Genomic DNA, 20,297 nt, shown 5'->3' on the forward strand with positions numbered 1-20,297 from the left:
GCCAGATTCTCGCGCGGGGCACGAGTATTCCTTCGCCGCAGCGATTTTCTGGCCAGATTACTGGCCGGGGATCCGGTTTGCCCTCTGAGCGGTTTGTCATGCCTGATGACGCGGGCCATTGGACGGTGCTGCCCGTTTCGCGTGAACGTGCTGCACCTCGTCTGCGCCATCTGTTTTCCACGGATGTGCGGCTTCCAACCGGACGCGCATAATCGCGATATCTGTCTGGGCCTCCGGCCATCTATGACAGCGCGTCAACCGCCCCTTTGCCTGATGCGATATCCGGCAACATCTCCGGGCCTTGTTTGCATCTACGCGAAACGACGCCGGGTCTTCTTGCCATGGGCCATGAATTCCTCCGCAGCATTGGCCGGGACCAGAATGTCCCTGAAGCCAACCTGACACAGAATCCACTTTCAATAAATTGGTTGAGTCTGGCAGACTATTTCAACGGTATATTGAAAATCTCGGGCAACTGCCCCCGCAGGCCAGAGGCGGCCAGCCTCTCGGCGACCATAGGATCGGCTGCGCGCAGGTTGCATGCGCCGATGCTCCGCCCCGTCCCGGTTCAGACGCGGATCATACCGTCCGCATGTCCTGCATGTAGGCTGGCAATCAGCGCTGCATGGGTTCCGCGCAGGGCGCGTTGGTTGAGCGAGCCTTTCTCGGTGATCTCGCCACGGTCGAAGCTGGGCTCCTCGTGCAGAACCACAGCCAGCCGCACCCGGTTTGCCGATCCTGTGGCGGCCTTTGCATGGGTCGAAAGCCGGGGGCGCAAGGCGGCATCCAGATCTGCGGCGGGCATGGCGAGGGCCTCGCGCGAGAGCAGGAGCAGCGCGCCAAGCTCGGCTTCATTCTCGCCGGTGATCACAGCATCGCGGATCAGCCCGCCCATCGCATCCACGAGCCCCGCCCGCACGGCGCCGACTGCGACCCATGTGCCAGTATTCAGCTTGAAATTCTCGGCGACGCGGCCGTCGAAAAAGAAGCCCTTCGCAAAGTCCTCGGGATCAGCCGGGCGCAAGGCATCGCCCATGCAGTAGAATCCGTCCTCATCGAAGGCTTCAGCGGTCTTCTCGGGATCACCCAGATAGCCGGGCGTGATGTTCGGACCCTTCAGCCGCAATTCCAGCTTGCCGCCGCTGGGCACCAGTTTCATCGTGATGCCCCGTGCGGGCACGCCGACATTTCCGGCTTTTTCCTGCACCATTGTGCAGGAAATCGAAAAAGGGGCGGTTTCCGTGGAGCCGAGCGAGGTGGACAGAAGCACATCGCGCCCCGTCGTCGCTTGCGCCACCGCGCGCAGACGGTCCCAGATATGCTGTGCCATGCCTGCGCCGGCATAGAACATCATGCGCAGACGGCTGAAAAACACCTGCGCCAGTTCCGGGTCGCGCTCCAGATGCTCGACCACCATTTCCCAGCCCACGGGCACGTTGAAATACCAAGTGCAGGCGATTTCGCGCAGGTTGCGCAGGGTGTCGTCGAATTTGCCCGGCACCGGTTTGCCATCATCAAGATAGAGCGTCCCGCCATTGGTCATCACCATGTAGAAGACCTTGTTGCCGCCCGCTGTATGATTCCAGGGCGCCCAGTCCAGCACAACGGGCGGTTCATTTTGCATGAAGCGGTAGCAGTCGCGGATCATGGCCTGATTGGCGCAGATCATGCCATTGGTGTTGATCACCGCCTTCGGCGTTCCGGTCGAGCCAGAGGTGAAGAGGTATTTCACCACCGTATCCGCCCCGATACGCGCGCGGGCCTGCTGCGCAAGCGAGGGATCGCCCTCAAGCAGGCGGTGAAACCCCGTCGTCGTGGCGGAAGCGTCCAGCGTGATCAGCATCGCATTGTGCCGGGCGACCGAGGCAAAGGCGGGCGCATAGGCCGTGCTGTCCTCGGCAAAGATTGCGCCGGGTTTCAGCAGATCCGCGATGGCTTTCAGCTTGGCGTGATCCTGCGACACCAGCGAATAGGCCGGTGACAGGGGCGCATAGGGGATCCCTGCATAGAGGCAGGCTATCCCCAGAAGGGCATGTTCCAGCGAATTGCCCGACAGGATCATCAGCGGCCTGTCCGGCCCCAGCCCCATCGCCAGCAGCGCGCCGCCGATGGCCTGCGCCTGCGCCCGCGCCTGCCCATATGTGATCCTGTCCCAGTCGCCGGTGGGGCCGCGCCGCGCAATCCAGCACTGGTCCGGGGTCGCATCGGCCCAGCGGTCCAGATAATCGCTCAGCGTGGGCAAATAGGGCGGAAGCTCGCCGCGCTGGCGCATCAGGATCGTGCCATCCGCGTGGCGCTCATAGTCGAATTCAGGACACCAGAAATCAGCGGTCGTAAGCATGGTTTGACCTCCAGCAATGGGATTCAGCGCGGGGCCATCCGTATGGCACCGTCAAGACGAATGATCTCGCCATTCAGCATCGGGTTCTGCGTGACATGGCTGACAAGGGCCGCATATTCGCCCGGATCCCCCAGTCGCGAGGGGAAGGGCACCTGCGCGCCAAGCGACGCCTGCACCTCTGGGGGCAGTTCATGCAGCAGCGGCGTCAGGAACAGGCCCGGCGCGATGGTGCAGACCCGCACGCCCTTGTCTGCCAGATCGCGCGCCATCGGCAGCGTCATCGCGGCAATGCCGCCCTTGGACGCGGCATAGGCGACTTGCCCGACCTGCCCGTCAAAGGCCGCGACAGAAGCGGTGTTGACGATCACCCCGCGCGCGCCATCGGCATCCAGCGGTTCGGCCGAGACCATGCGCGCGGCAACGGTCGAGGCGCAGAGAAATGCCCCCATCAGATTGACCCGCAGGATACGCGCAAAGAGATCCGGGTCATGCGGCGCCCCGCGCGAGACAGTCTTGGCCGCGCCGCCAATACCTGCGCAATTGACCAGCACACGGGGCATTCCGACCAGTTCTTCGGCTTGCGCCACGGCCTGCGTGACGGATGCAGGATCGCCGACATCGACTTGCACGAATTTGCCGCCGATGGCCCTGGCCTGTTCGGTTCCGGCGGTTTCGTTCCTGTCGAAAATCACGACGCGCAGCCCGTCCTGCGCCAGGTGTTGCGCCGTGGCGGCGCCCAGACCGGAGGCGCCCCCTGTCACGATGGCGCCATGTCCCTCCCAGCTGCGCAAGCTCATTCTCCGAGTTCACGCACGCGCAGCAGAAGCGCCATCAGCGTGCTGCGCTCTTCCGGCGTAAAACTGGCGAAAAGCGTGTTCTCATGGGCACGGACCGCATCGGTCGCGTCGGCAATGGCCTTTGCGCCTGCCTTTGTTGGCAGCAGCGCCTGAACCCTGCGATCGCTGGGAACATGGGTGCGACGAACAAAGCCGCGCTGTTCCAGATCATCGACGATCGCCACAAGACCCGAGCGTTCAATGCCCAGCATCTTGGCCAGCCCTGTCTGCGTGATGTTGGGGTATTGCACGACCAGCGACAAAGCCGAAAAGGCACGCGGGCTGAAACCATCCTCGCCAAGGACGCGCCGGAAATCGGACTGCACGATTACATAGGCACGTTTCAGATTATAGCCGATGAATTCTTCCAGTTCAGGCTGCGCCGGAACAATGTCAGCGTCCGATGTCCGTTTTTCCCGTGTCATTCCTGGCTCCTGCCCCGGTTGCAAGATTTGGCATAGCGCAAATTGTTAATCTAGTAAACAATAATCAGCCTGTGCTGCGAGTGTCATCTGTCGTGCAAGTCGGCGTTACCCGGACATCCCCAGCAGGCGCGCGGCGTTCTCCTTCAGGATCAGCGGGCGCACTTCGTCCTTGAACGGGGCGTCGGCGAAATCCTTCAGCCACCGGTCGGGCGTGATCGCGGGCCAGTCAGAGCCGAAGAGCATCTTTTTCTTCAGGATCGAATTCGCGTAGCGGATGAAGGTTTCCGGGAAATATTTGGGCGACCAGCCGGACATGTCGTAATAGACATTGGGCTTGTGCTGGGCAACCGCCAGCCCCTCTTCGGTCCATGGGAAGGAAGGATGGGCCAGCACGATGGGCATATCCGGGAAATCAACCGCCACATCATCCAGATGCATCGGATTCGAGTATTTCAGGCGCATGCCCATGCCCCCGCGCATCCCCGAGCCGACACCGGTCTGCCCGGTATGGAACAAGGCGATAGCCCCTTCCTCGGCGACCGCTTCATAGACCGCATAGGCGGTTTCGCGGTCATTCGGGAAAAAGCCCTGCATCGTCGGGTGAAACTTGAAACCACGCACTCCGAAATCACGCACCAGCCTGCGCACCTCGCGCGCACCGGCGCGGCCCTTATGCGGATCAACACTGGCAAAGGGGATCAGGATATCCGCATTCTCTGCGCATATCTTGGCGACTTCCTCATTGCTGTAGCGCCGGAAACCGGTCTCGCGCTCGGCATCCACCGGAAAGATCACGGCGGCAATATTGCGCGCGCGGTAATAATTCGCGGTATCCTGCACTGTGGGCAACATGCCATCCACACCGGCCGGATTCCTGAAATAGGCCGCCATCCCGGCCTGAAATTCGTTATAGCCATCATCGCGACAATGATTGCAGGGCTCTTCGGCATGTGTATGAAAATCAATGGCTTGCACTTTGGAAAGGTCAATCATCGCGCGCCCTCGCATGGATTCTGGAACATCTCGAAAATAATGCTATACAGAAAAACTGTTTAGCATTACAACAAAAAGTGGCAGCAGATCGGAAGGCCCATGATGAAGGACAGCGCACAGCCCGGCAACCGCGTCATCCGCCTGGAGCGGGATGGCGATATCGCGACATTGGTCTTTGACCGGCCGGAAAAGCGCAATGCCATGAATGACGCGCTGGTGGATGAACTGGACGCGTTTTTCTCGAATCCGCCCGAGGGGGTGCGTGTGGTGATCCTGCGCGGCGAGGGCGGGCATTTCTGTTCCGGGCTCGACCTTGCCGAACATGAGCATCGCGCGCCGATCGAGGGTGTCTTTCATTCCCGCAACTGGCACCGCGTGTCGGAACTGATCGAGTTCGGGCCGCTGCCGGTCATTTCGGTGCTGACCGGCGCGGTCATCGGCGGCGGGCTGGAGATCGCCGCCTCGACCCATGTGCGGATTGCCGAGCCCTCCACCCGTTTCCAGCTCCCCGAAGGGCTGCGCGGGATCTTCGTCGGCGGGGGTGCCACAGTGCGCGTGGGGCGTATTCTGGGCGCTGACCGGATGCGCGAAATGATGCTGACAGGGCGCAGCTATGGCGCGGAAGAAGGACTTGCTCTGGGGCTTGCGCATTATGCCGTGGGCGAGGGCGAGGGGCTCGCGCTGGCGCAGAAACTCGCGCGCAAGATCGCGGATAATGCGCCTTTCTCGAATTACCTGATGATCAACGCGATCTCGCGCATCAACGACATGTCCCGCGGAGACGGGCTGTTCACCGAAAGTCTGGCCGCCGCGCTGGTGCAGACCTCGGATGGCGCGAAAGAAGGATTGCGGGCCTTTCTGGAGAAAAGGCCGCCCAAGTTTCGACCGGATTGATCCGGCGAATACAGGGGGCCGGAGACCCCTTGATTTTACCGAAAGATCACAAACTGGGAGGAGAACCATGAAAAGAAGACAGTTGCTCGCAAGCCTCGCGCTCGGGGCTGCACTCGCAATGCCGGGCGTTGCATCGGCGCAGGAGGTGACGCTGCGCCTGCACCAGTTCCTGCCGCCCTATGCGCCGGTGCCTGCGATGATCCTGCGCCCCTGGGCCGATGCGATCGAGGAAGCCTCTGAAGGGCGCATTCATATCCAGCATTTCGACTCCATGTCGCTGGGCGGGCGTCCTGCGGAACTGATTGATCAGGCGCGTGACGGCGTGGTTGACCTGTCCATGACGCTGGTGGGGTACACGCCCGGCCGCTTCCCCCGCTCGGAAGTGTTTGAGCTGCCCTTCATGATGACGAGCCCCGTGGCCACGGCGAAAGCATTCTGGGAAATGGTCGAAACCGACTTTCAGAACAACGAATTCGAGGATGTGAAAATCCTTGGTGCCTGGAACCACGGCCCCGGCATGATCCATTCACGGACTCCGGTCGAGAAACTGGAAGACATGCGCGGCCTCAGCCTGCGCGGACCGACCCGTATCATCAATGACCTGCTGGCCGAACTGGGCGCAGAGCCGGTGGGCATGCCCTTGCCCGCGATCCCGGAATCGCTGTCGCGCGGCGTGGTCGCGGCGACCGTGCTGCCCTGGGAAGTGACCACCTCGATCCGGCTGGCAGAGCTGGTCGGGCATCACACCGAATTCGCCAGCAGTGAATCGCTCTACACTGCGACGATCATCCTCGCGATGAACAAGGACCGCTACGAAGCCCTGCCCGAGGATCTGCGCGCGATCATCGACGCGGAATCGGGCGAGAAGCTGTCGGCATTCGCGTCGCAGGTGATGTGGGACATGGATGCGCCCGCCCGCGAGGCCGCGGTGGAGCAGGGTAACAACATTGTCACACTGGATGATGCGGAAATCGACCGCTGGAAAGAAGCGGCAACCCCGGTCTATGATCGCTGGGTGGCGGATATGGAGCGTCAGGGCATCGACGGGGCCGCGCTGATCGAGCGGGCGCGCGAACTGATCGCGGCGCATGGCGGCTAAGCCAGGCTGAGCAGAAGCCGGACGCGCGGCATTGTCGCGCGTCCTCGTGCCGGGGAGAGAGGCATGTATCGGCATCTCACGCGAGTTGTTGACGGGCTGGCGCGCGGGCTGGCATTGCTGGGGGGCGCCGTCCTTCTGGTATTGATCGTGCTTACCTGCGTGTCGATCGCCGGTCGCGCGCTGATGTGGCTCGATATCGGGCTGCGGCCCCTGCGCGGCATCTATGACTATACCGAGATCGGCATGGCCGTGGCGATCTTCGCCTTTCTGCCCATTGCACAGATGCGCGAGATCCATGCCCGCGTCGATCTGTTCGAGAAGGCGATGCCGGACCGGCTCAACCGGTTCTTCGATCTGCTGTTCAATATCGGCATGCTGGTCGTGGCTGCGGTCGGCACCTGGCGGCTCTATCTGGGGATGCTGGACCGTATGCGCTTTGGTGATACCTCGGTTATCGCGCAGATCCCGATCTGGCAGGCCTATGCGCTGAGTCTGCTGGGGGGCTGCGGTTTTGTGCTTGTAGCCGCTTTCTGCGTGCTGCGGTCAGGGCGTCGGCTGGCCGGTCTGCCGGATTAGGAAAGACTCATGTCCAATATCGAACTCGCGCTGTGGTCCTTTCCGGTCCTGCTGATTCTGGTCTTCCTGCGCATGCCGATCGCACTGGCGATGATCTCGCTGGGCATCGGCGGCACCTGGATGGTCATGGGCACACCGCTGATGACGCTCAACCAGCTCAAGACGCTGACCTTCGGGACGTTTTCCAATTACTCCTACTCGATCATTCCGCTGTTCCTGCTGATGGGGCAATTCGCGACGATCTCGGGCATGTCCTCGGCACTGTTCCGCGCCGCAGAGAGCTTTCTGGGCCATCGCAAAGGCGGTATGGCGATGTCATCTATCGGCGCCTGCGCCGGGTTCGGGGCGATCTGCGGCTCGTCACTGGCCACAGCGGCCACAATGGGGCAGGTCGCCCTGCCAGAACTGCGCCGCTACGGCTATCCCGGCTCGCTGGCCACCGGCACGCTGGCGGCAGGCGGCACGCTGGGTATCCTGATCCCGCCCTCGGTGATTCTGGTCATCTATGCGATCCTCGCCGAACAGAATATCGAGAAGCTCTTCATCGCCGCCATCGTGCCGGGGCTGCTGGCGGCACTGGGCTACATCCTTGCGATTTCGGTCTGGGTGCGGGTTTATCCGAACAGCGCCGCCGTACGCGAACGCGTCGCCTGGCCAGAGCGGTTGCGCGCGCTGGCCAGAATCTGGCCGGTCATGGTGGTTTTTGTGGCGGTTGTAGGCGGCATCTATACCGGTATTTTCACCCCGACAGAAGCTGCGGCAATCGGCGCGGCGGGCACGGGGATAATCGCGCTGGCCTCGGGACAGATGACCTGGGCGCGGCTCGGTGATGCGATCCTGTCAACGGCCTCCTCCACGGCAATGATCTTCCTGATCATCCTTGGCGCCGCGCTCTACAACAGCTTCCTGTCGCTGACGCAATTGCCCAGTCTGGCTTCGGCCTGGATGGCGGGACAAGGGTTGTCGCCCTGGCTGGTGCTGGCCCTCGTGCTGGTGATGTATCTGCTGCTGGGCTGCGTCATGGATTCGCTGTCCATGGTACTCCTGACTGTGCCGATCATCTTCCCGATCATGCTGGCACTCGATTTCGGGATGACCCCGGCAGAATTCGGCCTGTGGTTTGGTATCCTTGTTCTGATCGTGGTCGAGGTCGGGCTGATCACGCCACCGGTGGGGATGAATCTCTTCATCATCAACTCGATGGACCGCGCCACGCCGATCCGCGAAACCTTCATCGGGGCGCTGCCCTTCGTGGCGACGGATCTGATCCGGGTGGTCATCCTCGTGGCCTTCCCCTCGATCACGCTGGGGCTGGTCTGGGTTCTGGACGCATTCAGGTGAGCCGGGTTCTCTGACCAACCAAGGCAAAACGCCCGGACAGGTACCTGTCCGGGCGGCGATCATGGCTATCATCCTCTGGTCCGTGTCAGGCTGCGCCCGCTGCCTGAGGCGCGGCGATTGCGCTGATCTGATCAAGCGCAACAGGGTCATTCCCGGCCAGAAGCTTGCGCGCCCTGATATGGATACCCGGTTTGTTGAGGGTTTCGACAGCCACCACATCTGGCCCGCGCAGGCGCGCGACCACCCCGTCCTGCAACAGGATATCGGTGCAATCATTCCCGCCCAATCCGGCGATCTGCAGTTTGATATCGGCCTGATCAGACCAGAACCACGGCAAGGCGCCATATGCGGTGCTTGTCCCCCGCACCAGATTGGCCGCGATCAGCCTAGCCTGATCGGTTGCCGCCTGCACGCTTTCAAGCCGGATATGCGCCCCCGTACGCGGATCGAGGAAACACGCACAATCGCCCAGGGCAAAGATGGCCGGATCCGAGCTGCGCAGCGTCGCGTCAACCCGGACGCCGTTCTCCACCACCAGCCCTGCCGCTTCCGCCAAATCGCTATTCGGGCGCACCCCGGCGGCCAGAAGCACCAGATCGGCCGGAACCGTTCCGCCATTGGCCAATGTGACCGCATCCGGCGCGATCCGGGTGGCGGCGTGACCAAGGATTAGCTCTGTGCCCCAATCCTGATGCAGACGCGCGAAATGCGCCGAGATCGCAGGCGACACCGCCCGCGCCATCAGCCGGGGCGCGGCCTCGATCACGCTCACGCCATGCCCGAGCTTGCGGGCCATGGCGGCAAATTCCAGCCCGATGAACCCGCCCCCGATCACAGCGATCCGGCGCTTGGTGGCAAGGGCTGCACGCAATCGCGCGGCATCCGCCAGAGTGCGCAGATCCAGCGCATGCTCCAGCCCTTCGATGGGGGGGCGCAGATTGCGCGCGCCGGTCGCCAGCACGAGCGCGTCATAGCCCAGCCGCATCGTCCCTTGCGGGCCATACGCGATCACTTGGCCTGCCGCCCGGTCGATCCCTTCGACCCGCGTCTCGGTCAGATAGGTGATATCCTTCGTGCGAAAGAAGCTCTCCGGGCGCAGCGTCAGGGCCTCTGCCTTGCCCTCCAGCAGATAGGCTTTCGACAGGGGCGGACGCTGATAGGGCAGGCCGGGTTCAGCACCGATCAGCGTGATCGCGCCGGAAAACCCCTCTTGCCGCAGGCTGATCGCCGCCTGCAACCCGCCCTGACCCGCACCGATGATGATGACCGACGCGAGGGTCAAATCTGATCCTCGGGCAGGCGCACGACAAGACCATCCAGCGCCCCGGTCAGCGGGATCTGACACGAGAGGCGTGAATATTGCGTTACCTCTGATGCGGCCCCTTCCAGCATGTCTTCCTCGCCGGATACGCGCTCACCGGTGCGCCCGGCCCAATCGGGCTCGACATAGCAGTGACAGGTTGCGCACATCATCGCCCCGCCACATTCGCCGACAATCCCCTCGACATCGTTGGCCAATGCCACGCGCATGACGCTTTCGCCTTCCGGCGCATCGATTTCCGTGCGTGTGCCGTCAGCGGCGATATAGATGACTTTTACCATTTCTGTCTTCCCTGCATTGCCTTCAGTTCAAGATGACCGGCAGATTGATCGGCCCGCGAAAGCCGAAGCCCTTCCAAGCGACCAGATCCCGATCCACCAGCCGCATGTCAGGAAAGCGGTCAAAGAGCATCGGCAGGATGATCTTGCCCACCGTCCGCCGCGCGATATGGGCCCCGGCGCAATGATGCGGCCCGTTGCCGAAAGCCTGATGCGGATTCTTGTCGCGGAAAACGAAGAATTCTTCGCCATTCTCGTAGAGGTCTTCGTCGCGGTTGGCCGAAGCCTGCACGGTCATCACTGTCTCGCCCTTGGGAATGTCGAAACCGCCCAGTTCCGTATCCTCGGTCACAAGGCGCGAGCTGACCTGAATCGGCGCGACCCAGCGGATGGCTTCCTCGAATGCCTTGCCCCAGGCTTCCTGCGCGCGTACCTCGGCCAGCTGGTCAGGATTGTCCAAGAGCCCGAAGAGCACGGTCGCCAGCGCGTCGCGCGGCTCGTTGATCCCGCCGCCGATGGCGATCTTCAGATTGGCGTAGATCTGGCTCATCGGAATCGGGTTCGCGGCGGTGAGCATCACCGAATAGGCCGTCCCGTCCGCATCCGCGATCCGCTGCGGCGCAAGCCGGTCGAACAGCGCATCCATTTCGTCATTGGCCTCATCCGACAGGGCGAACAGCTCGGGTTTCCAGCCAAAATTGCCCGCGCCGTCAATGATCCGCTGCGACCAGCGCTGCATTTCCGCATCCGTCGCCTCGGGAATCCCGAGAATATGGGCAAGAATGCGCGCGGCAAGCGGGCCGCACAGCGTGGCGAAAAGATCCACCACTTCGCCGCGCGGCAGCCGCGCGATGTAATCCTGCGCCAGTTGCTCGTAAAGCGGTGCCCAATCCGTCTGAATCCGCTTGGGCGAGAAAGCGGGCATCATGGCCATGCGCTCGGCCATATGCTCCGGCCCGTCCTTGCGCATCAGCGTATGCGCCCGCAGCGCAGGGCGCATCGGTGTATTCGGATCGTTGCTGCTGAACAGCAGCGGGTTGTCCTTCACCGCGCGGGTGAGGTCGGCCTTGGTCAGAAGCGTGCGCTTGACCGAGGCCACACGCATGACCGGCGCTTCGGCACGAAGCCTGCGATAGATCGGATAGGGATCGTCGATCAGTTGCGTGATCGTGATTGTCTCGTCCAGCGGGGCCAGTGGCATATCTTCCTCCCAAACAGTGATGGGAAGAATAGCCCGCGCCCTATTGTCACTCCAGACGATGTAATTACTATATGCCATCAAAAAATTTGATGGAGTTGTGCCATGGGCGCGAAGCCCGATCCCAGAACACTCGATTTTCTGTCATTGGAAACGCTGCAACTGGTGCACCAGCTTGGATCGTTCACCGCCGCTGCCGAGCGGCTGGATGTGAACCAATCCGCCGTCAGCTACACGATTTCCAAACTGCGCAAGGCATTTGGCGATCCGCTTTTCGTGCGTGAAGCGGGCAAACAGGCGGCAACCGAGCGCTGCCGTCAACTTCTGGAAGCGTCAGGGCAAATTCTGGACCTGCTGGAGCATATGGCGCAACCCGCAGAGTTCGACCCGAGAGAGCCGGGTCAAAGCGTCACCATCGCCTGCAACTATTACGAGCGGATCCTGTTGATCCCCGCCATCCTCGCCGAAATCCGCCGCCAGAGCGACAGCCTTCAGGTCAAGATCATCAATGCCTTTGCCGAAGGGCATTCCCTGCTTCTCAACCGTCAGGCCGATATGCTGATCGGTCCTTTTGCCCGCACTGAAACGGGGTTTCAGAGCCGGCTTTTGCTGGTTGAACATTATGCCTGTCTGATGGACCCCGCCCATGCCTTCGCCGCAAAGCCGGTCGGGCTGGACGATTATCTCGCGTTCCAGCATGTCCTGATCAACTATGGCGGCAACTGGAAATCCGCCTATCTGGAGGAACTCGAAGCCGCAAAGCTGAGCATCACACCGGCCCTGACCGTGCCCAGCCCTGCGGGTCTGCCGGAACTGATTTCAGGCTCGAACCTCGTCGCCACGATCCCGTCGCGCCTTGGGCGCAAGATCGCGGGCGGACTGACCCTGATGGATTGCCCGGTCAGAAGCCGGTTTCGCTTGTCGCTCGTCTGGGCCTCAAGCACACATATGTCACCCAAGCATATCTGGCTGCGCGAGATCATCCACAATGTCAGCAGCACATTCCGGGCCTGAGCGCGGGAAAACTGCCCTCACCTGTCGCAACTGCGCCTCGGTCAAACGCTTCGAAGCAGATAGGTATCCATGATCCATCCATGCTGCAAACGCGCCTCTGCGCGGGCAGCGACAATACGCGGTGCAGCCTCCGCCAAAGGGCCACTGACCAGCAGTTGTTCCGGCATGCCCAGAAAGGCGCCCCACCAGATATGAAGCCCCGGCACCTCCAGTCGCTGGAAACTGCACTCCCCATCCAGCATCACCACCACGGTTTCGGCCCCGTCGGGCCAACCCTGATCGCGCAGCCGGCGTCCTGTGGTGACGATGACCGTGCCGTTCACCGTGTTGAACGGAATGGCATGGGCAGCGGTCAGGGCCTGCAGCGCGGTAATGCCGGGCACCACCCGAAGGCGCGGCGCAGGGCTCAGCCGCGCGGCAATGCGCAGGGTTGAATCGTAGAGCCCCGGATCGCCCCAGACCAGCAGCGCGACCGGCCCGTCAGGGGTTTCGCGCGCAAGCGTCGCGGCCCAGAGCGCGGCGATTTCATCATGCCATCGCTGGACACGTTCGCCATAGGGCAAGCTTTCGTCACGCAGCGGCATGTCGAATTCCACGACGCGGGCCTGGCACTCAAGGGCCGCAAGGATCTGATGCCGAAGATCTGCCAGATCCCCCTTGCCCGGCCCTTTGCGCGGCACCATGATCAGCGCGGCCTGTCGCAGCGCAGTGCGGGCCTCCAGCGTGACATGATCGGGGTTGCCGGTGCCGATGCCGATGAGCCACAGATCAATCATCCGTACCCTCCGCCAGCGGGCCATAGAAGATCAGTGCAGGTGTCACCCCCGGATCCTGCGCCAGCACTTCCGCCAAACCCGCCACAGTGCTGCGGGTCAGCTTCTGGTCAGGGCTGGCCACGGATTCCGCCAGCAGCGCCGGGGTGTCGGGCGACAGCCCATGCGCGACCAGTGCCTTGGCCAGTTGCGGAAAAGTGCGTTTGCCCATGAAGACCACAGTGCAGGCATTGGGGTCGGCCAGCGCGGCCATGTTCAGATCGGGCGGCAGTTGTCCTGTCACGTCATGGCCGGTCACGAACTGAACCCGCCGCGCCGTCAGCCGCCGCGTCAGCGGAATACCGGCAGAGGCTGCAGCCGCAAGCGGCGAGGGAATGCCGGGAATGATCTCGAATGCCACGCCCGCAGCCTTCAGCGCGGTGATTTCCTCTTCCAGCCGCCCGAACACGCCCCCGTCACCCGATTTCAGCCGCACCACGCGCCCTCCGGATTGCGCATAATCCACCAGCAGGCGACTCACATGGTCCTGCTTGGGGGATGGCCGCCCGGCGCGTTTGCCCACCCCCACCAGATCCGCGCCCGCGCGCACATGCGACAGGATCGGCCCCGCCGCCAGATCATCAAAGAGCACCGCATCCGCGCGCCCGAGCCGGTCGAGCGCCTTGAGCGTCAGCAATTCCGGATCGCCCGGCCCCGCGCCCACGAAACTGACAAATCCGCTCATACCCCCTCCGCGGCAATCAGGTGAAAGAAGGTGCCGCTGACATGGCCCCTGTGCGAGCCGGTCTCGGGCACGGGGGCGCCATCCGCGTCGCAGACTTCGGCAAGGGGCGCATCGGGTTGTTCCAGAATTGTCGAATAATGGAATTCATGCCCGCGCAGCCGTGCCCCCGGCGCATGGCCGGGCAGCGGTGACAAAAGTCGCGCCTGCCGGTAGCCCAGATGCAGCTTGCGCTGCGCATAGCTTGTGACCAGCCCCAGCAGCCCGGCCATCTCATGGCGCAGGCCCTGTTTGTCCATCAGCGCGGCCCCCAGCACCATGTAGCCACCACATTCGCCATGCACCGGTTTGCTCCTTGCATGGGCGCGCAGCCCGTCAAGGAATTGTCCTGCCGCAGCAATCTTGCCCGCGTGAAGTTCAGGATAGCCTCCGGGCAGCCAGACCAGATCGGCGCTCGGATCCGGGGCCTGATCCGCAAAGGGCGAGAAAGGCAGGATCTCTGCGCCTGCGCGGTGCCAGCCTTCCAGCACATGCGGATAGGTGAAGGAAAAGGCAGCATCCTGTGCCAAAGCGATCCGCTGCGCGGGTGGGGTGGGCAGGAGCCCGCCTGCCGGTATCGCCCCGGCGCGGGCCAGATCACGCAAGGCGCGCAGATCGACATGGGCGCGCAGGAATTCGGCATATCCGGCAATCGCCGCATCAAGATCGGGGTGCTCGACCGCCTGTATCAGCCCCAGATGCCGCTCGGGCAGGACCAGATCGCCACGGCGGGGCAGGGCGCCCAGCACGGGCATGCCCGCGCGTTCCATGCCCAGCCGCGTCAACCGCTCGTGCCGGGGGCTGGCGACGCGGTTCAGGATCACGCCCGCCACATGGCAGTCGGGATCATAGCGCGCGAACCCCAGGGCGGTGGCCGCCGCCGATTGCGCCTGACCGCTGACATCGATCACCAGCACCACCGGCCAGCCCATCGCCTGCGCGGTTTCCGCCGATGACCCGAAGCCCGACAGCCCGCGCGAGGCCACGCCGTCAAACAGCCCCATGGACCCTTCGGCCACGCAGATATCCGCGCCTTCCGCCTGCGAGGCGATGGCGCCGAACAGGTCCGGCCCCATCGCCCATCGGTCCAGATTATAGGACGCCCGCCCACAGGCCGCGCGGTGGAATGCCGGGTCGATATAATCCGGGCCGGATTTGAACGGCTGAACCTTCAGCCCGTCCTCGGCCAATGCGCGTAGCAGGCCCAGCATCACCGTGGTCTTGCCGGTGCCAGAGGCCGGGGCCGAGATCATCAGTCCGGGTGGGAAACTCTCAGTCATCTCCGTCCTTCCATTCCGACCAGGGGCTTTGCGCAGTTTGCGGACGATAGCGGCGGTCATAATCCGGCGCATATAGGCAGCTCTCTGCAAATCCTGTCGCGGCCAAGGCAGGCCCGACAAGGATAAGTGCGGTGCGCGTCACCCCGTCGGGCAAGGCGGCTTCAACACTGGCAAGTGTCGCGCGGATGATGCGCTGATCGGGCCAGCTTGCCCGCCAGACAATCGCCACCGGGCAATCCGGCCCGTAATAGGGCGTCAGTTCCGCGACGATCTGCCCAAGGTTCTGGATCGACAGATGCAGGGCCAATGTTGCGCGCGTGGCCGCGAAACCTGCGAGTGTTTCATGCTCCGGCATGGCCGAGGCACGGCCAGAGGTGCGCGTCAGCACCAGCGATTGCGCCACGCCGGGCAGGGTCAACTCGCTCCCCAATGCGGCGGCCGCTGCGGCAAAGGCGGGAACGCCGGGGGTGACCGTATAAGGGATGTCCAGCGCGCGCAGGCGGCGCAACTGTTCGCCCATGGCCGACCAGACCGACAGATCCCCTGAATGCAGCCTTGCGATATCCTGCCCCTGCGCATGCGCCTGCGCGATCTCTGCCATGATCGCGTCCAGATCCAGCGGCGCGGTATTGATGATCCGCGCCCCGGGCGGGCAATGCGCCAGAACAGCCTCTGGCACCAATGACCCGGCATAGAGGCAGACCGGACAGGCGGCGATCAGATCGCGCCCGCGCAGGGTCAGCAGATCGGGCGCGCCGGGGCCTGCGCCGATGAAATGCACTGTCATGGCGTGTCTCCTTCTGCCAGCGCGCAGGTCGCCAGACCATCCGCCGAGATCTCGCGCGGGCCGATCAGCCGCGCATTCGGACCAGCGGCGGCAAGGGCTGCGGCCTCTGCAACAGATCCGGTGCCGCGCGCGCGCAGGCTGAACGCGGATTGGGTGAGCGTGCTCTGGGCCACCAGAGCATCCTCGGTGACGGCGATCACCGGCAGGCCCAGTCGCGCGGCAAAGGCGCGAAAAACCGGGCTTTGCGCCTTGTCGTCCGCACTGGCCAGCATATCGGGCACCGCACCCCGACACCGCGCCAGCGCGGAGGCCAGACTTTCCGCCCGCGCGCTCCCCCGAAACCCGAACCCTGCAACGATCATAATATCCCCTGCCACTGGACGATGGGCCGAACCGAGGCCCAGGCCTGTTTCGCCCCCAGCGGTTCGGCATGGGCAATCTCGATCCGCATCAGACTGCCGCCGAAACGCGCATGGGCCGTGGTCAGCAGGGCCTCGGAGTCCAGCGTGACAGCATGCGCCACGATCCGTACCCCCCGCAGGGGCGCCAGCGCCTCAAGCAAATCCTGCGACAGCCCCCCGCCGATAAAGATCGCATCGGGCCGGGGCAGACCGGCCAGCCTATCGGGGGCGCTTCCCGCGATCACCTGCAGCTTGTCCAGCCCGAAATGCGCGGCATTGGCGCGGATATTGGCGGCACGATCCTCGCGCGGTTCGATACAGCAGGCGGTCAGGCTGGGATGGGACAGGCACCATTCCACGGCGACCGAGCCGGAACCGCCGCCAATATCCCACAGCATCTCTGCCGGGCGCGGGGCCAGAGCGGACAGGGCAAGCGCGCGGATCGGGCGTTTGGTGATCTGGCCGTCATGGGCAAACAGCGCGTCCGCCCGCCCGCTGGCCAGAGTCAGGACTTGGCCATCACCCGCGAATTCCACCCCGACGGCCACGGGATGCTGCACATCGCCGAAGCTGTAGTCCCGTGCCAATGCCACGCGCAGCCGCGCGCGCGGCCCGCCAAGCGCCTCGCAGATATGAAGCTGGCTGTCCCCAAAGCCCTGATCGGTCAGATAGCGCGCCAGTTGCGCCACGGCATCGCCGTCGCGCAACAGCACAATCGCGCGCTGATCCGACGCGAGATGGGGCCGCAACCGCTGCAGAGGCGCGGCATGCAGGCCCAGACAGATCGTCGCCTCCAGCGGCCAGCCCAGCCGCGCCGCGACCAGCGCGAAGCTGGAAGGCGCGGGCAGCGCCGTCCATTCATCCCGCTGCAGGCGGCGCGCGATGACACTGCCTGCCCCGAACCAGAACGGATCGCCCGAGGCCAGCACCACCACACGCGCCCCGCGCAACTCTTCCAGCAGCGGCAGACCATCGGCGAAAGGCACCGGCCAGGTGATCAGCCGCGCCGTGACGGGGGGCAACAGCGCCAGATGCCGCGCGGCCCCCATGATGATTTGGGCCTCCTGCAACGCGGCAAGGCTTGCAGGGGGCAGACCATCCGGTGCATCTTCGCCCAGACCGATGATCGTCAGCCAGGGATCAGCCATGACGCGCAACCTTCTGATATTGGGCGGAACGCTGGAGGCGCGCGAACTGGGTGCTGCGATTGCGGCGCGCGGCTGGCAGGGCACGCTCTCGCTTGCGGGCCGGGTCGAGCGCCCCCTGCGCCAGCCCTTGCCGCAGCGCGTGGGCGGGTTTGGCGGGGTTGAAGGGCTGCGCAGCTATCTGCGCGACAATGCCATTACCCATGTGATCGACGCGACCCATCCTTTTGCCGCGCAGATGAGCCGCAATGCGGTCGCCGCCTGCAGTGCCGCGCGCGTGCCGCTGCTGGCCCTGAGCCGCGCGCCATGGGTCGCGCAGGAGGGTGATCTCTGGGTGCATGTGGCCGACATCCCCGGTGCTGTCGCGGCGCTGGACGGCGCGCCCCGGCGCGTGATGCTGGCCATCGGGCGGCAGAACCTGCCCGCCTTTGCCGCCTGCCCGCAGCATTTCTATCTGCTGCGGCTGGTCGATGCGCCCTCCGCGCCACTGCCCTTGCCGCGAGCCCATGTGATCGTTGATCGCGGCCCCTTCACCGCAGAGCAGGATCAGGCGCTGATGGCCGCGCATCAGATCGACCTGATCATATCCAAGAATGCAGGCGGCACCGGGGCCTATGCCAAGATCATCGCGGCGCGACAGCTTGGCCTGCCGGTGATCATGATCGACCGGCCCCATGTGCCGCCGCGCCATGAGGTGCATGATGTCGCGGGCGTCATGGCATGGCTCGATCATGCGGGCACCGATCTGGGCGTATAGACGAAAGGCTGGCCTGCGCGTTCGATGATGCGGGTGGCCGATGATCCCACCAGTACCACCGTGCGCATATCCGCCATTTCGGGGCGGGCCTGCTCCAATCTGCAGATCTGCAGGTTCTCCTCTGCTGTGCTGACGGCGCGGGCGAAGATGATCACGCGATCCGGGGCACAGCATTGGCGCAGCAGGTCCAGCACCATGCCAAATCCGTCAGGTCGTGCCTTCGAGCGCGGATTGTAAAAGGCCATTGCGAAATCGGCCTCTATCGCCAGTCGCAAGCGCCTGTCGATGACGGCCCATGGCTTCAGATTGTCACTCAGGTTGATCGCGCAGAAATCATGGCCCAGCGGCGCACCGGCCCTGGCGGCTGCGGCCAGCATCGCAGTGATGCCGGGCAGCACGCGGATATCAAGCGCGCGCCAGATTTCCGGCCCTTCCTCAACCGCCTCGAACACCGCCGAGGCCATGGCAAAAACGCCCGGATCGCCGGAGCTGACAACCACCACCCGACGCCCCGCCCGCGCCATTTCCAGTGCATGGCGCGCGCGGTCCAGCTCCACCCGATTGTCGCTTTCATGCAGTACCAGGCCCGCGCGCGGGGCCACACGGCGCACATAGGGGATATAGCCCACGATATCCGTGGCCTGATCCAGCGCGGCGCTGACCTCGGGGGTGATCAGCCCTTCCGCGCCCGGCCCCAGACCGGCAATGACAACCCATCCCGTCATGGCCGCCGCCCCTGCCCATGGATCAGCGCAATGGTGAAATAGGGCACAGGGCCGTCCCCTGCTGTGGCGAAGGGCGTGGCCTGCTGCTGCGCCATGCTGGCATATCGCACGAGCCACGCCTCCGGCCCGCGCCCGGTCCGGGCCAGCGCTCTGCGCAGCTTGGGCATATTGGTGCCGATCTTCATGACCACCACAGCATCGGCATCCGTGATCCGCGCGACCAGCTCGTCCTCGGGCAATGTCGCGGGCAGCACGGTCAGCACGTCATCGCCCCAGGTGATCGGCATATCTGTCGCGGTCCAGGCCGCCGACATGCCGGTGATTGCCGGAACAACCTGCACCGGCACCCGCGTTTTCAGGCGGTTATGCAGATGCATGAACGAGCCATAGAAAAAGGGATCCCCCTCGCAGAGTACCACCACATCCTCGCCTGCAAGGGCGAGCGTTGCCAGATGATCGGCGCAATGGGCATAGAAATCCGACAAGACCCGGTTATAGGCCGGATCCGTGACCGGAATTTCCGTGGTCACAGGGTATTCCATGGCAAATTCGACCGCAGCACCCGTCAACAGACCATCTGCGATCTTGCGCGCATGCCCCATACGCCCCGGTTTGCGGAAAAAGGCCACATGGCGCGCCTCCTGCAACAGTCGCGCGGCGCGCAGGCTCATCAGGTCAGGATCCCCCGGCCCCAGCCCCACACCCCAGACAGTACCCGCGCTCATTCCGCCACACTCGCAATCGCGTTGATCGCCGCCACCGTGACAGCCGAGCCCCCAAGCCGCCCGTCAACGATCACGCAAGGGACGGGCTGAACCTGCCAGAGCGCAGCCTTGGATTCCGCCGCACCCACAAAACCCACCGGGCAGCCGATGATGGCGGCCGGGCGCGGGCAATCGGGATCTTCTAGCATCTCCAGCAGATGAAAGAGGGCCGTGGGGGCATTGCCGATGGCGACAACTGCGCCTTCAAGCCGGGGGCGCCATAGTTCCAGCGCTGCGGCGGACCGCGTGGTGCCCAGTTTCGCGGCCAGATCCGGCACGCGCGGGTCATTCAAAGTGCAGATCACATCGTTGTCACAGGGCAGGCGTTTGCGGGTGACGCCTTCGCTGACCATACGCGCATCGCACAGGATGGGCGCACCGGCCTGCAAGGCCGTCTGCGCGGCGATGACCATACCGGGGGAAAAGCGCAGATGCGCTTCCAGCCCGACCAGCCCTGCGGCGTGGATCATACGCACCGCCACGCGCTCTTCCTCTGGCGAAAAGCGTGCCAGATCCGCCTCTGCGCGGATCGTGGCGAAGCTTTCCAGATAGATGGCCGCGCCATCGGTTTCATATTCATAGGGCATAG

22 protein-coding genes are annotated in these 20,297 nt (G+C 64.0%); 6 read left to right on the forward strand and 16 right to left on the reverse strand.

Annotated elements, in window-relative coordinates; genetic code table 11:
- Positions 1 to 568: 568 nt before the first annotated feature.
- The 4 genes from BG457_RS08215 to BG457_RS08230 all read right to left on the reverse strand — a co-directional run bounded on the left by BG457_RS08215 (position 569) and on the right by BG457_RS08230 (position 4,595).
- The gene (locus BG457_RS08215; RefSeq protein ID WP_071796605.1) at positions 569 to 2,341 is read right to left on the reverse strand and encodes a feruloyl-CoA synthase; all 1,773 of its coding nucleotides are present in this window, start codon (positions 2,339 to 2,341) and stop codon (positions 569 to 571) included.
- Between the two features lie 23 nt (positions 2,342 to 2,364).
- Positions 2,365 to 3,138, reverse strand: a complete 774-nt coding sequence (locus tag BG457_RS08220) for an SDR family NAD(P)-dependent oxidoreductase (protein WP_071796606.1) — start codon at positions 3,136 to 3,138, stop codon at positions 2,365 to 2,367.
- Positions 3,135 to 3,602 (reverse strand): MarR family winged helix-turn-helix transcriptional regulator, encoded by a 468-nt coding sequence (locus BG457_RS08225; RefSeq protein WP_071796607.1) that lies wholly within the window; start codon positions 3,600 to 3,602, stop codon positions 3,135 to 3,137. Before BG457_RS08225 ends, BG457_RS08220 begins: the two co-directional genes overlap by 4 nt.
- Before the next feature lie 105 nt (positions 3,603 to 3,707).
- A complete protein-coding gene (locus BG457_RS08230) occupies positions 3,708 to 4,595 on the reverse strand; it encodes an amidohydrolase family protein (protein ID WP_281249227.1) in 888 nt (295 codons plus the stop codon).
- A gap of 99 nt (positions 4,596 to 4,694) precedes the next feature.
- Here BG457_RS08230 and BG457_RS08235 point away from each other — a divergent pair, with 99 nt between their 5' ends.
- From BG457_RS08235 to BG457_RS08250, 4 genes are all read left to right on the forward strand, one after another.
- Complete coding sequence (locus tag BG457_RS08235) at positions 4,695 to 5,489, forward strand: crotonase/enoyl-CoA hydratase family protein (RefSeq protein WP_071796608.1); 795 nt, start codon at positions 4,695 to 4,697, stop codon at positions 5,487 to 5,489.
- A 67-nt stretch (positions 5,490 to 5,556) separates the two neighbouring features.
- Complete coding sequence (locus BG457_RS08240) at positions 5,557 to 6,588, forward strand: TRAP transporter substrate-binding protein (protein WP_071796609.1); 1,032 nt, start codon at positions 5,557 to 5,559, stop codon at positions 6,586 to 6,588.
- A gap of 63 nt (positions 6,589 to 6,651) precedes the next feature.
- Positions 6,652 to 7,164, forward strand: coding sequence for a TRAP transporter small permease (locus BG457_RS08245; RefSeq protein WP_071796610.1), 513 nt, complete (start codon positions 6,652 to 6,654; stop codon positions 7,162 to 7,164).
- Between the two features lie 9 nt (positions 7,165 to 7,173).
- Positions 7,174 to 8,505 carry a TRAP transporter large permease gene (locus BG457_RS08250; protein WP_071796611.1) on the forward strand — a complete coding sequence of 444 codons (1,332 nt, stop codon included), beginning with the start codon at positions 7,174 to 7,176 and terminating at the stop codon, positions 8,503 to 8,505.
- A gap of 85 nt (positions 8,506 to 8,590) precedes the next feature.
- Here the strand turns inward: BG457_RS08250 and BG457_RS08255 are convergent, their stop codons facing one another.
- Genes BG457_RS08255 through BG457_RS08265 form a run of 3 tightly spaced genes read right to left on the reverse strand, consistent with a single transcriptional unit; the run spans position 8,591 to position 11,305 of the window.
- Complete coding sequence (locus tag BG457_RS08255) at positions 8,591 to 9,787, reverse strand: NAD(P)/FAD-dependent oxidoreductase (protein WP_071796612.1); 1,197 nt, start codon at positions 9,785 to 9,787, stop codon at positions 8,591 to 8,593.
- Positions 9,784 to 10,107 (reverse strand): 2Fe-2S iron-sulfur cluster-binding protein, encoded by a 324-nt coding sequence (locus BG457_RS08260; RefSeq protein WP_071796613.1) that lies wholly within the window; start codon positions 10,105 to 10,107, stop codon positions 9,784 to 9,786. The genes BG457_RS08255 and BG457_RS08260 overlap by 4 nt, the downstream gene beginning before the upstream one ends.
- Positions 10,108 to 10,129: 22 nt before the next feature.
- Positions 10,130 to 11,305 (reverse strand): cytochrome P450, encoded by a 1,176-nt coding sequence (locus tag BG457_RS08265; RefSeq protein WP_071796614.1) that lies wholly within the window; start codon positions 11,303 to 11,305, stop codon positions 10,130 to 10,132.
- Between the two features lie 102 nt (positions 11,306 to 11,407).
- On the opposite strand from BG457_RS08265, the gene BG457_RS08270 reads away from it, so the two are divergent.
- Positions 11,408 to 12,316 (forward strand): LysR family transcriptional regulator, encoded by a 909-nt coding sequence (locus BG457_RS08270; RefSeq protein WP_071796615.1) that lies wholly within the window; start codon positions 11,408 to 11,410, stop codon positions 12,314 to 12,316.
- Between the two features lie 41 nt (positions 12,317 to 12,357).
- On the opposite strand, the gene cobF is transcribed toward BG457_RS08270, so the two are convergent.
- Genes cobF through cbiE form a run of 6 tightly spaced genes read right to left on the reverse strand, consistent with a single transcriptional unit; the run spans position 12,358 to position 17,465 of the window.
- Positions 12,358 to 13,092: a precorrin-6A synthase (deacetylating) gene (gene cobF / locus BG457_RS08275; protein WP_071796616.1), complete on the reverse strand. Its 735-nt coding sequence runs from the start codon at positions 13,090 to 13,092 to the stop codon at positions 12,358 to 12,360.
- Positions 13,085 to 13,813 (reverse strand): uroporphyrinogen-III C-methyltransferase, encoded by a 729-nt coding sequence (gene cobA / locus BG457_RS08280; protein WP_071796617.1) that lies wholly within the window; start codon positions 13,811 to 13,813, stop codon positions 13,085 to 13,087. The genes cobF and cobA overlap by 8 nt, the downstream gene beginning before the upstream one ends.
- On the reverse strand, positions 13,810 to 15,129 hold the full coding sequence (locus tag BG457_RS08285; protein ID WP_071796618.1) for a cobyrinic acid a,c-diamide synthase CobB: 1,320 nt from the start codon (positions 15,127 to 15,129) through the stop codon (positions 13,810 to 13,812). Before BG457_RS08285 ends, cobA begins: the two co-directional genes overlap by 4 nt.
- Complete coding sequence (cobM, locus tag BG457_RS08290; protein ID WP_071796619.1) at positions 15,122 to 15,916, reverse strand: precorrin-4 C(11)-methyltransferase; 795 nt, start codon at positions 15,914 to 15,916, stop codon at positions 15,122 to 15,124. The genes BG457_RS08285 and cobM overlap by 8 nt, the downstream gene beginning before the upstream one ends.
- Positions 15,913 to 16,278 carry a cobalamin biosynthesis protein gene (locus tag BG457_RS08295; protein ID WP_071796620.1) on the reverse strand — a complete coding sequence of 122 codons (366 nt, stop codon included), beginning with the start codon at positions 16,276 to 16,278 and terminating at the stop codon, positions 15,913 to 15,915. The genes cobM and BG457_RS08295 overlap by 4 nt, the downstream gene beginning before the upstream one ends.
- Complete coding sequence (cbiE, locus tag BG457_RS08300; protein ID WP_071796621.1) at positions 16,275 to 17,465, reverse strand: precorrin-6y C5,15-methyltransferase (decarboxylating) subunit CbiE; 1,191 nt, start codon at positions 17,463 to 17,465, stop codon at positions 16,275 to 16,277. The genes BG457_RS08295 and cbiE overlap by 4 nt, the downstream gene beginning before the upstream one ends.
- Between cbiE and BG457_RS08305 the strand changes: the two genes are divergently transcribed.
- A complete protein-coding gene (locus tag BG457_RS08305; RefSeq protein ID WP_071796622.1) occupies positions 17,464 to 18,219 on the forward strand; it encodes a cobalt-precorrin-6A reductase in 756 nt (251 codons plus the stop codon). The two genes, cbiE and BG457_RS08305, sit on opposite strands and share 2 nt — an antisense overlap.
- Here the strand turns inward: BG457_RS08305 and cobJ are convergent.
- Genes cobJ through BG457_RS08320 form a run of 3 tightly spaced genes read right to left on the reverse strand, consistent with a single transcriptional unit; the run spans position 18,192 to position 20,295 of the window.
- On the reverse strand, positions 18,192 to 18,944 hold the full coding sequence (gene cobJ / locus BG457_RS08310) for a precorrin-3B C(17)-methyltransferase (RefSeq protein ID WP_071796623.1): 753 nt from the start codon (positions 18,942 to 18,944) through the stop codon (positions 18,192 to 18,194). The two genes, BG457_RS08305 and cobJ, sit on opposite strands and share 28 nt — an antisense overlap.
- Positions 18,941 to 19,669 carry a precorrin-2 C(20)-methyltransferase gene (gene cobI, locus BG457_RS08315; RefSeq protein ID WP_071796624.1) on the reverse strand — a complete coding sequence of 243 codons (729 nt, stop codon included), beginning with the start codon at positions 19,667 to 19,669 and terminating at the stop codon, positions 18,941 to 18,943. Before cobI ends, cobJ begins: the two co-directional genes overlap by 4 nt.
- On the reverse strand, positions 19,666 to 20,295 hold the full coding sequence (locus BG457_RS08320) for a precorrin-8X methylmutase (RefSeq protein WP_071796625.1): 630 nt from the start codon (positions 20,293 to 20,295) through the stop codon (positions 19,666 to 19,668). The genes cobI and BG457_RS08320 overlap by 4 nt, the downstream gene beginning before the upstream one ends.
- Positions 20,296 to 20,297: the final 2 nt, after the last annotated feature.

It is taken from the genome of Natronohydrobacter thiooxidans (genome assembly GCF_001884735.1).
GTDB lineage: Bacteria > Pseudomonadota > Alphaproteobacteria > Rhodobacterales > Rhodobacteraceae > Roseinatronobacter > Roseinatronobacter thiooxidans_A.

Excerpts from the sequence above, each read along its gene's own strand:
- BG457_RS08305 (WP_071796622.1), top strand. The coding sequence starts at position 17,464 with ATGACGCGCAACCTTCTGATATTGGGCGGAACGCTGGAGGCGCGCGAA.
- BG457_RS08260 (WP_071796613.1), bottom strand. The coding sequence starts at position 10,107 with ATGGTAAAAGTCATCTATATCGCCGCTGACGGCACACGCACGGAAATC.
- BG457_RS08265 (WP_071796614.1), bottom strand. The coding sequence starts at position 11,305 with ATGCCACTGGCCCCGCTGGACGAGACAATCACGATCACGCAACTGATC.
- cobM (WP_071796619.1), bottom strand. The coding sequence starts at position 15,916 with ATGACAGTGCATTTCATCGGCGCAGGCCCCGGCGCGCCCGATCTGCTG.
- cobF (WP_071796616.1), bottom strand. The coding sequence starts at position 13,092 with ATGATTGATCTGTGGCTCATCGGCATCGGCACCGGCAACCCCGATCAT.
- BG457_RS08285 (WP_071796618.1), bottom strand. The coding sequence starts at position 15,129 with ATGACTGAGAGTTTCCCACCCGGACTGATGATCTCGGCCCCGGCCTCT.
- BG457_RS08235 (WP_071796608.1), top strand. The coding sequence starts at position 4,695 with ATGATGAAGGACAGCGCACAGCCCGGCAACCGCGTCATCCGCCTGGAG.
- BG457_RS08240 (WP_071796609.1), top strand. The coding sequence starts at position 5,557 with ATGAAAAGAAGACAGTTGCTCGCAAGCCTCGCGCTCGGGGCTGCACTC.
- BG457_RS08320 (WP_071796625.1), bottom strand. The coding sequence starts at position 20,295 with ATGCCCTATGAATATGAAACCGATGGCGCGGCCATCTATCTGGAAAGC.
- BG457_RS08225 (WP_071796607.1), bottom strand. The coding sequence starts at position 3,602 with ATGACACGGGAAAAACGGACATCGGACGCTGACATTGTTCCGGCGCAG.
- BG457_RS08220 (WP_071796606.1), bottom strand. The coding sequence starts at position 3,138 with ATGAGCTTGCGCAGCTGGGAGGGACATGGCGCCATCGTGACAGGGGGC.
- BG457_RS08295 (WP_071796620.1), bottom strand. The coding sequence starts at position 16,278 with ATGATCGTTGCAGGGTTCGGGTTTCGGGGGAGCGCGCGGGCGGAAAGT.
- cobJ (WP_071796623.1), bottom strand. The coding sequence starts at position 18,944 with ATGACGGGATGGGTTGTCATTGCCGGTCTGGGGCCGGGCGCGGAAGGG.
- BG457_RS08215 (WP_071796605.1), bottom strand. The coding sequence starts at position 2,341 with ATGCTTACGACCGCTGATTTCTGGTGTCCTGAATTCGACTATGAGCGC.
- BG457_RS08230 (WP_281249227.1), bottom strand. The coding sequence starts at position 4,595 with ATGATTGACCTTTCCAAAGTGCAAGCCATTGATTTTCATACACATGCC.
- BG457_RS08270 (WP_071796615.1), top strand. The coding sequence starts at position 11,408 with ATGGGCGCGAAGCCCGATCCCAGAACACTCGATTTTCTGTCATTGGAA.
- cbiE (WP_071796621.1), bottom strand. The coding sequence starts at position 17,465 with ATGGCTGATCCCTGGCTGACGATCATCGGTCTGGGCGAAGATGCACCG.
- BG457_RS08245 (WP_071796610.1), top strand. The coding sequence starts at position 6,652 with ATGTATCGGCATCTCACGCGAGTTGTTGACGGGCTGGCGCGCGGGCTG.
- BG457_RS08250 (WP_071796611.1), top strand. The coding sequence starts at position 7,174 with ATGTCCAATATCGAACTCGCGCTGTGGTCCTTTCCGGTCCTGCTGATT.
- cobI (WP_071796624.1), bottom strand. The coding sequence starts at position 19,669 with ATGAGCGCGGGTACTGTCTGGGGTGTGGGGCTGGGGCCGGGGGATCCT.
- cobA (WP_071796617.1), bottom strand. The coding sequence starts at position 13,813 with ATGAGCGGATTTGTCAGTTTCGTGGGCGCGGGGCCGGGCGATCCGGAA.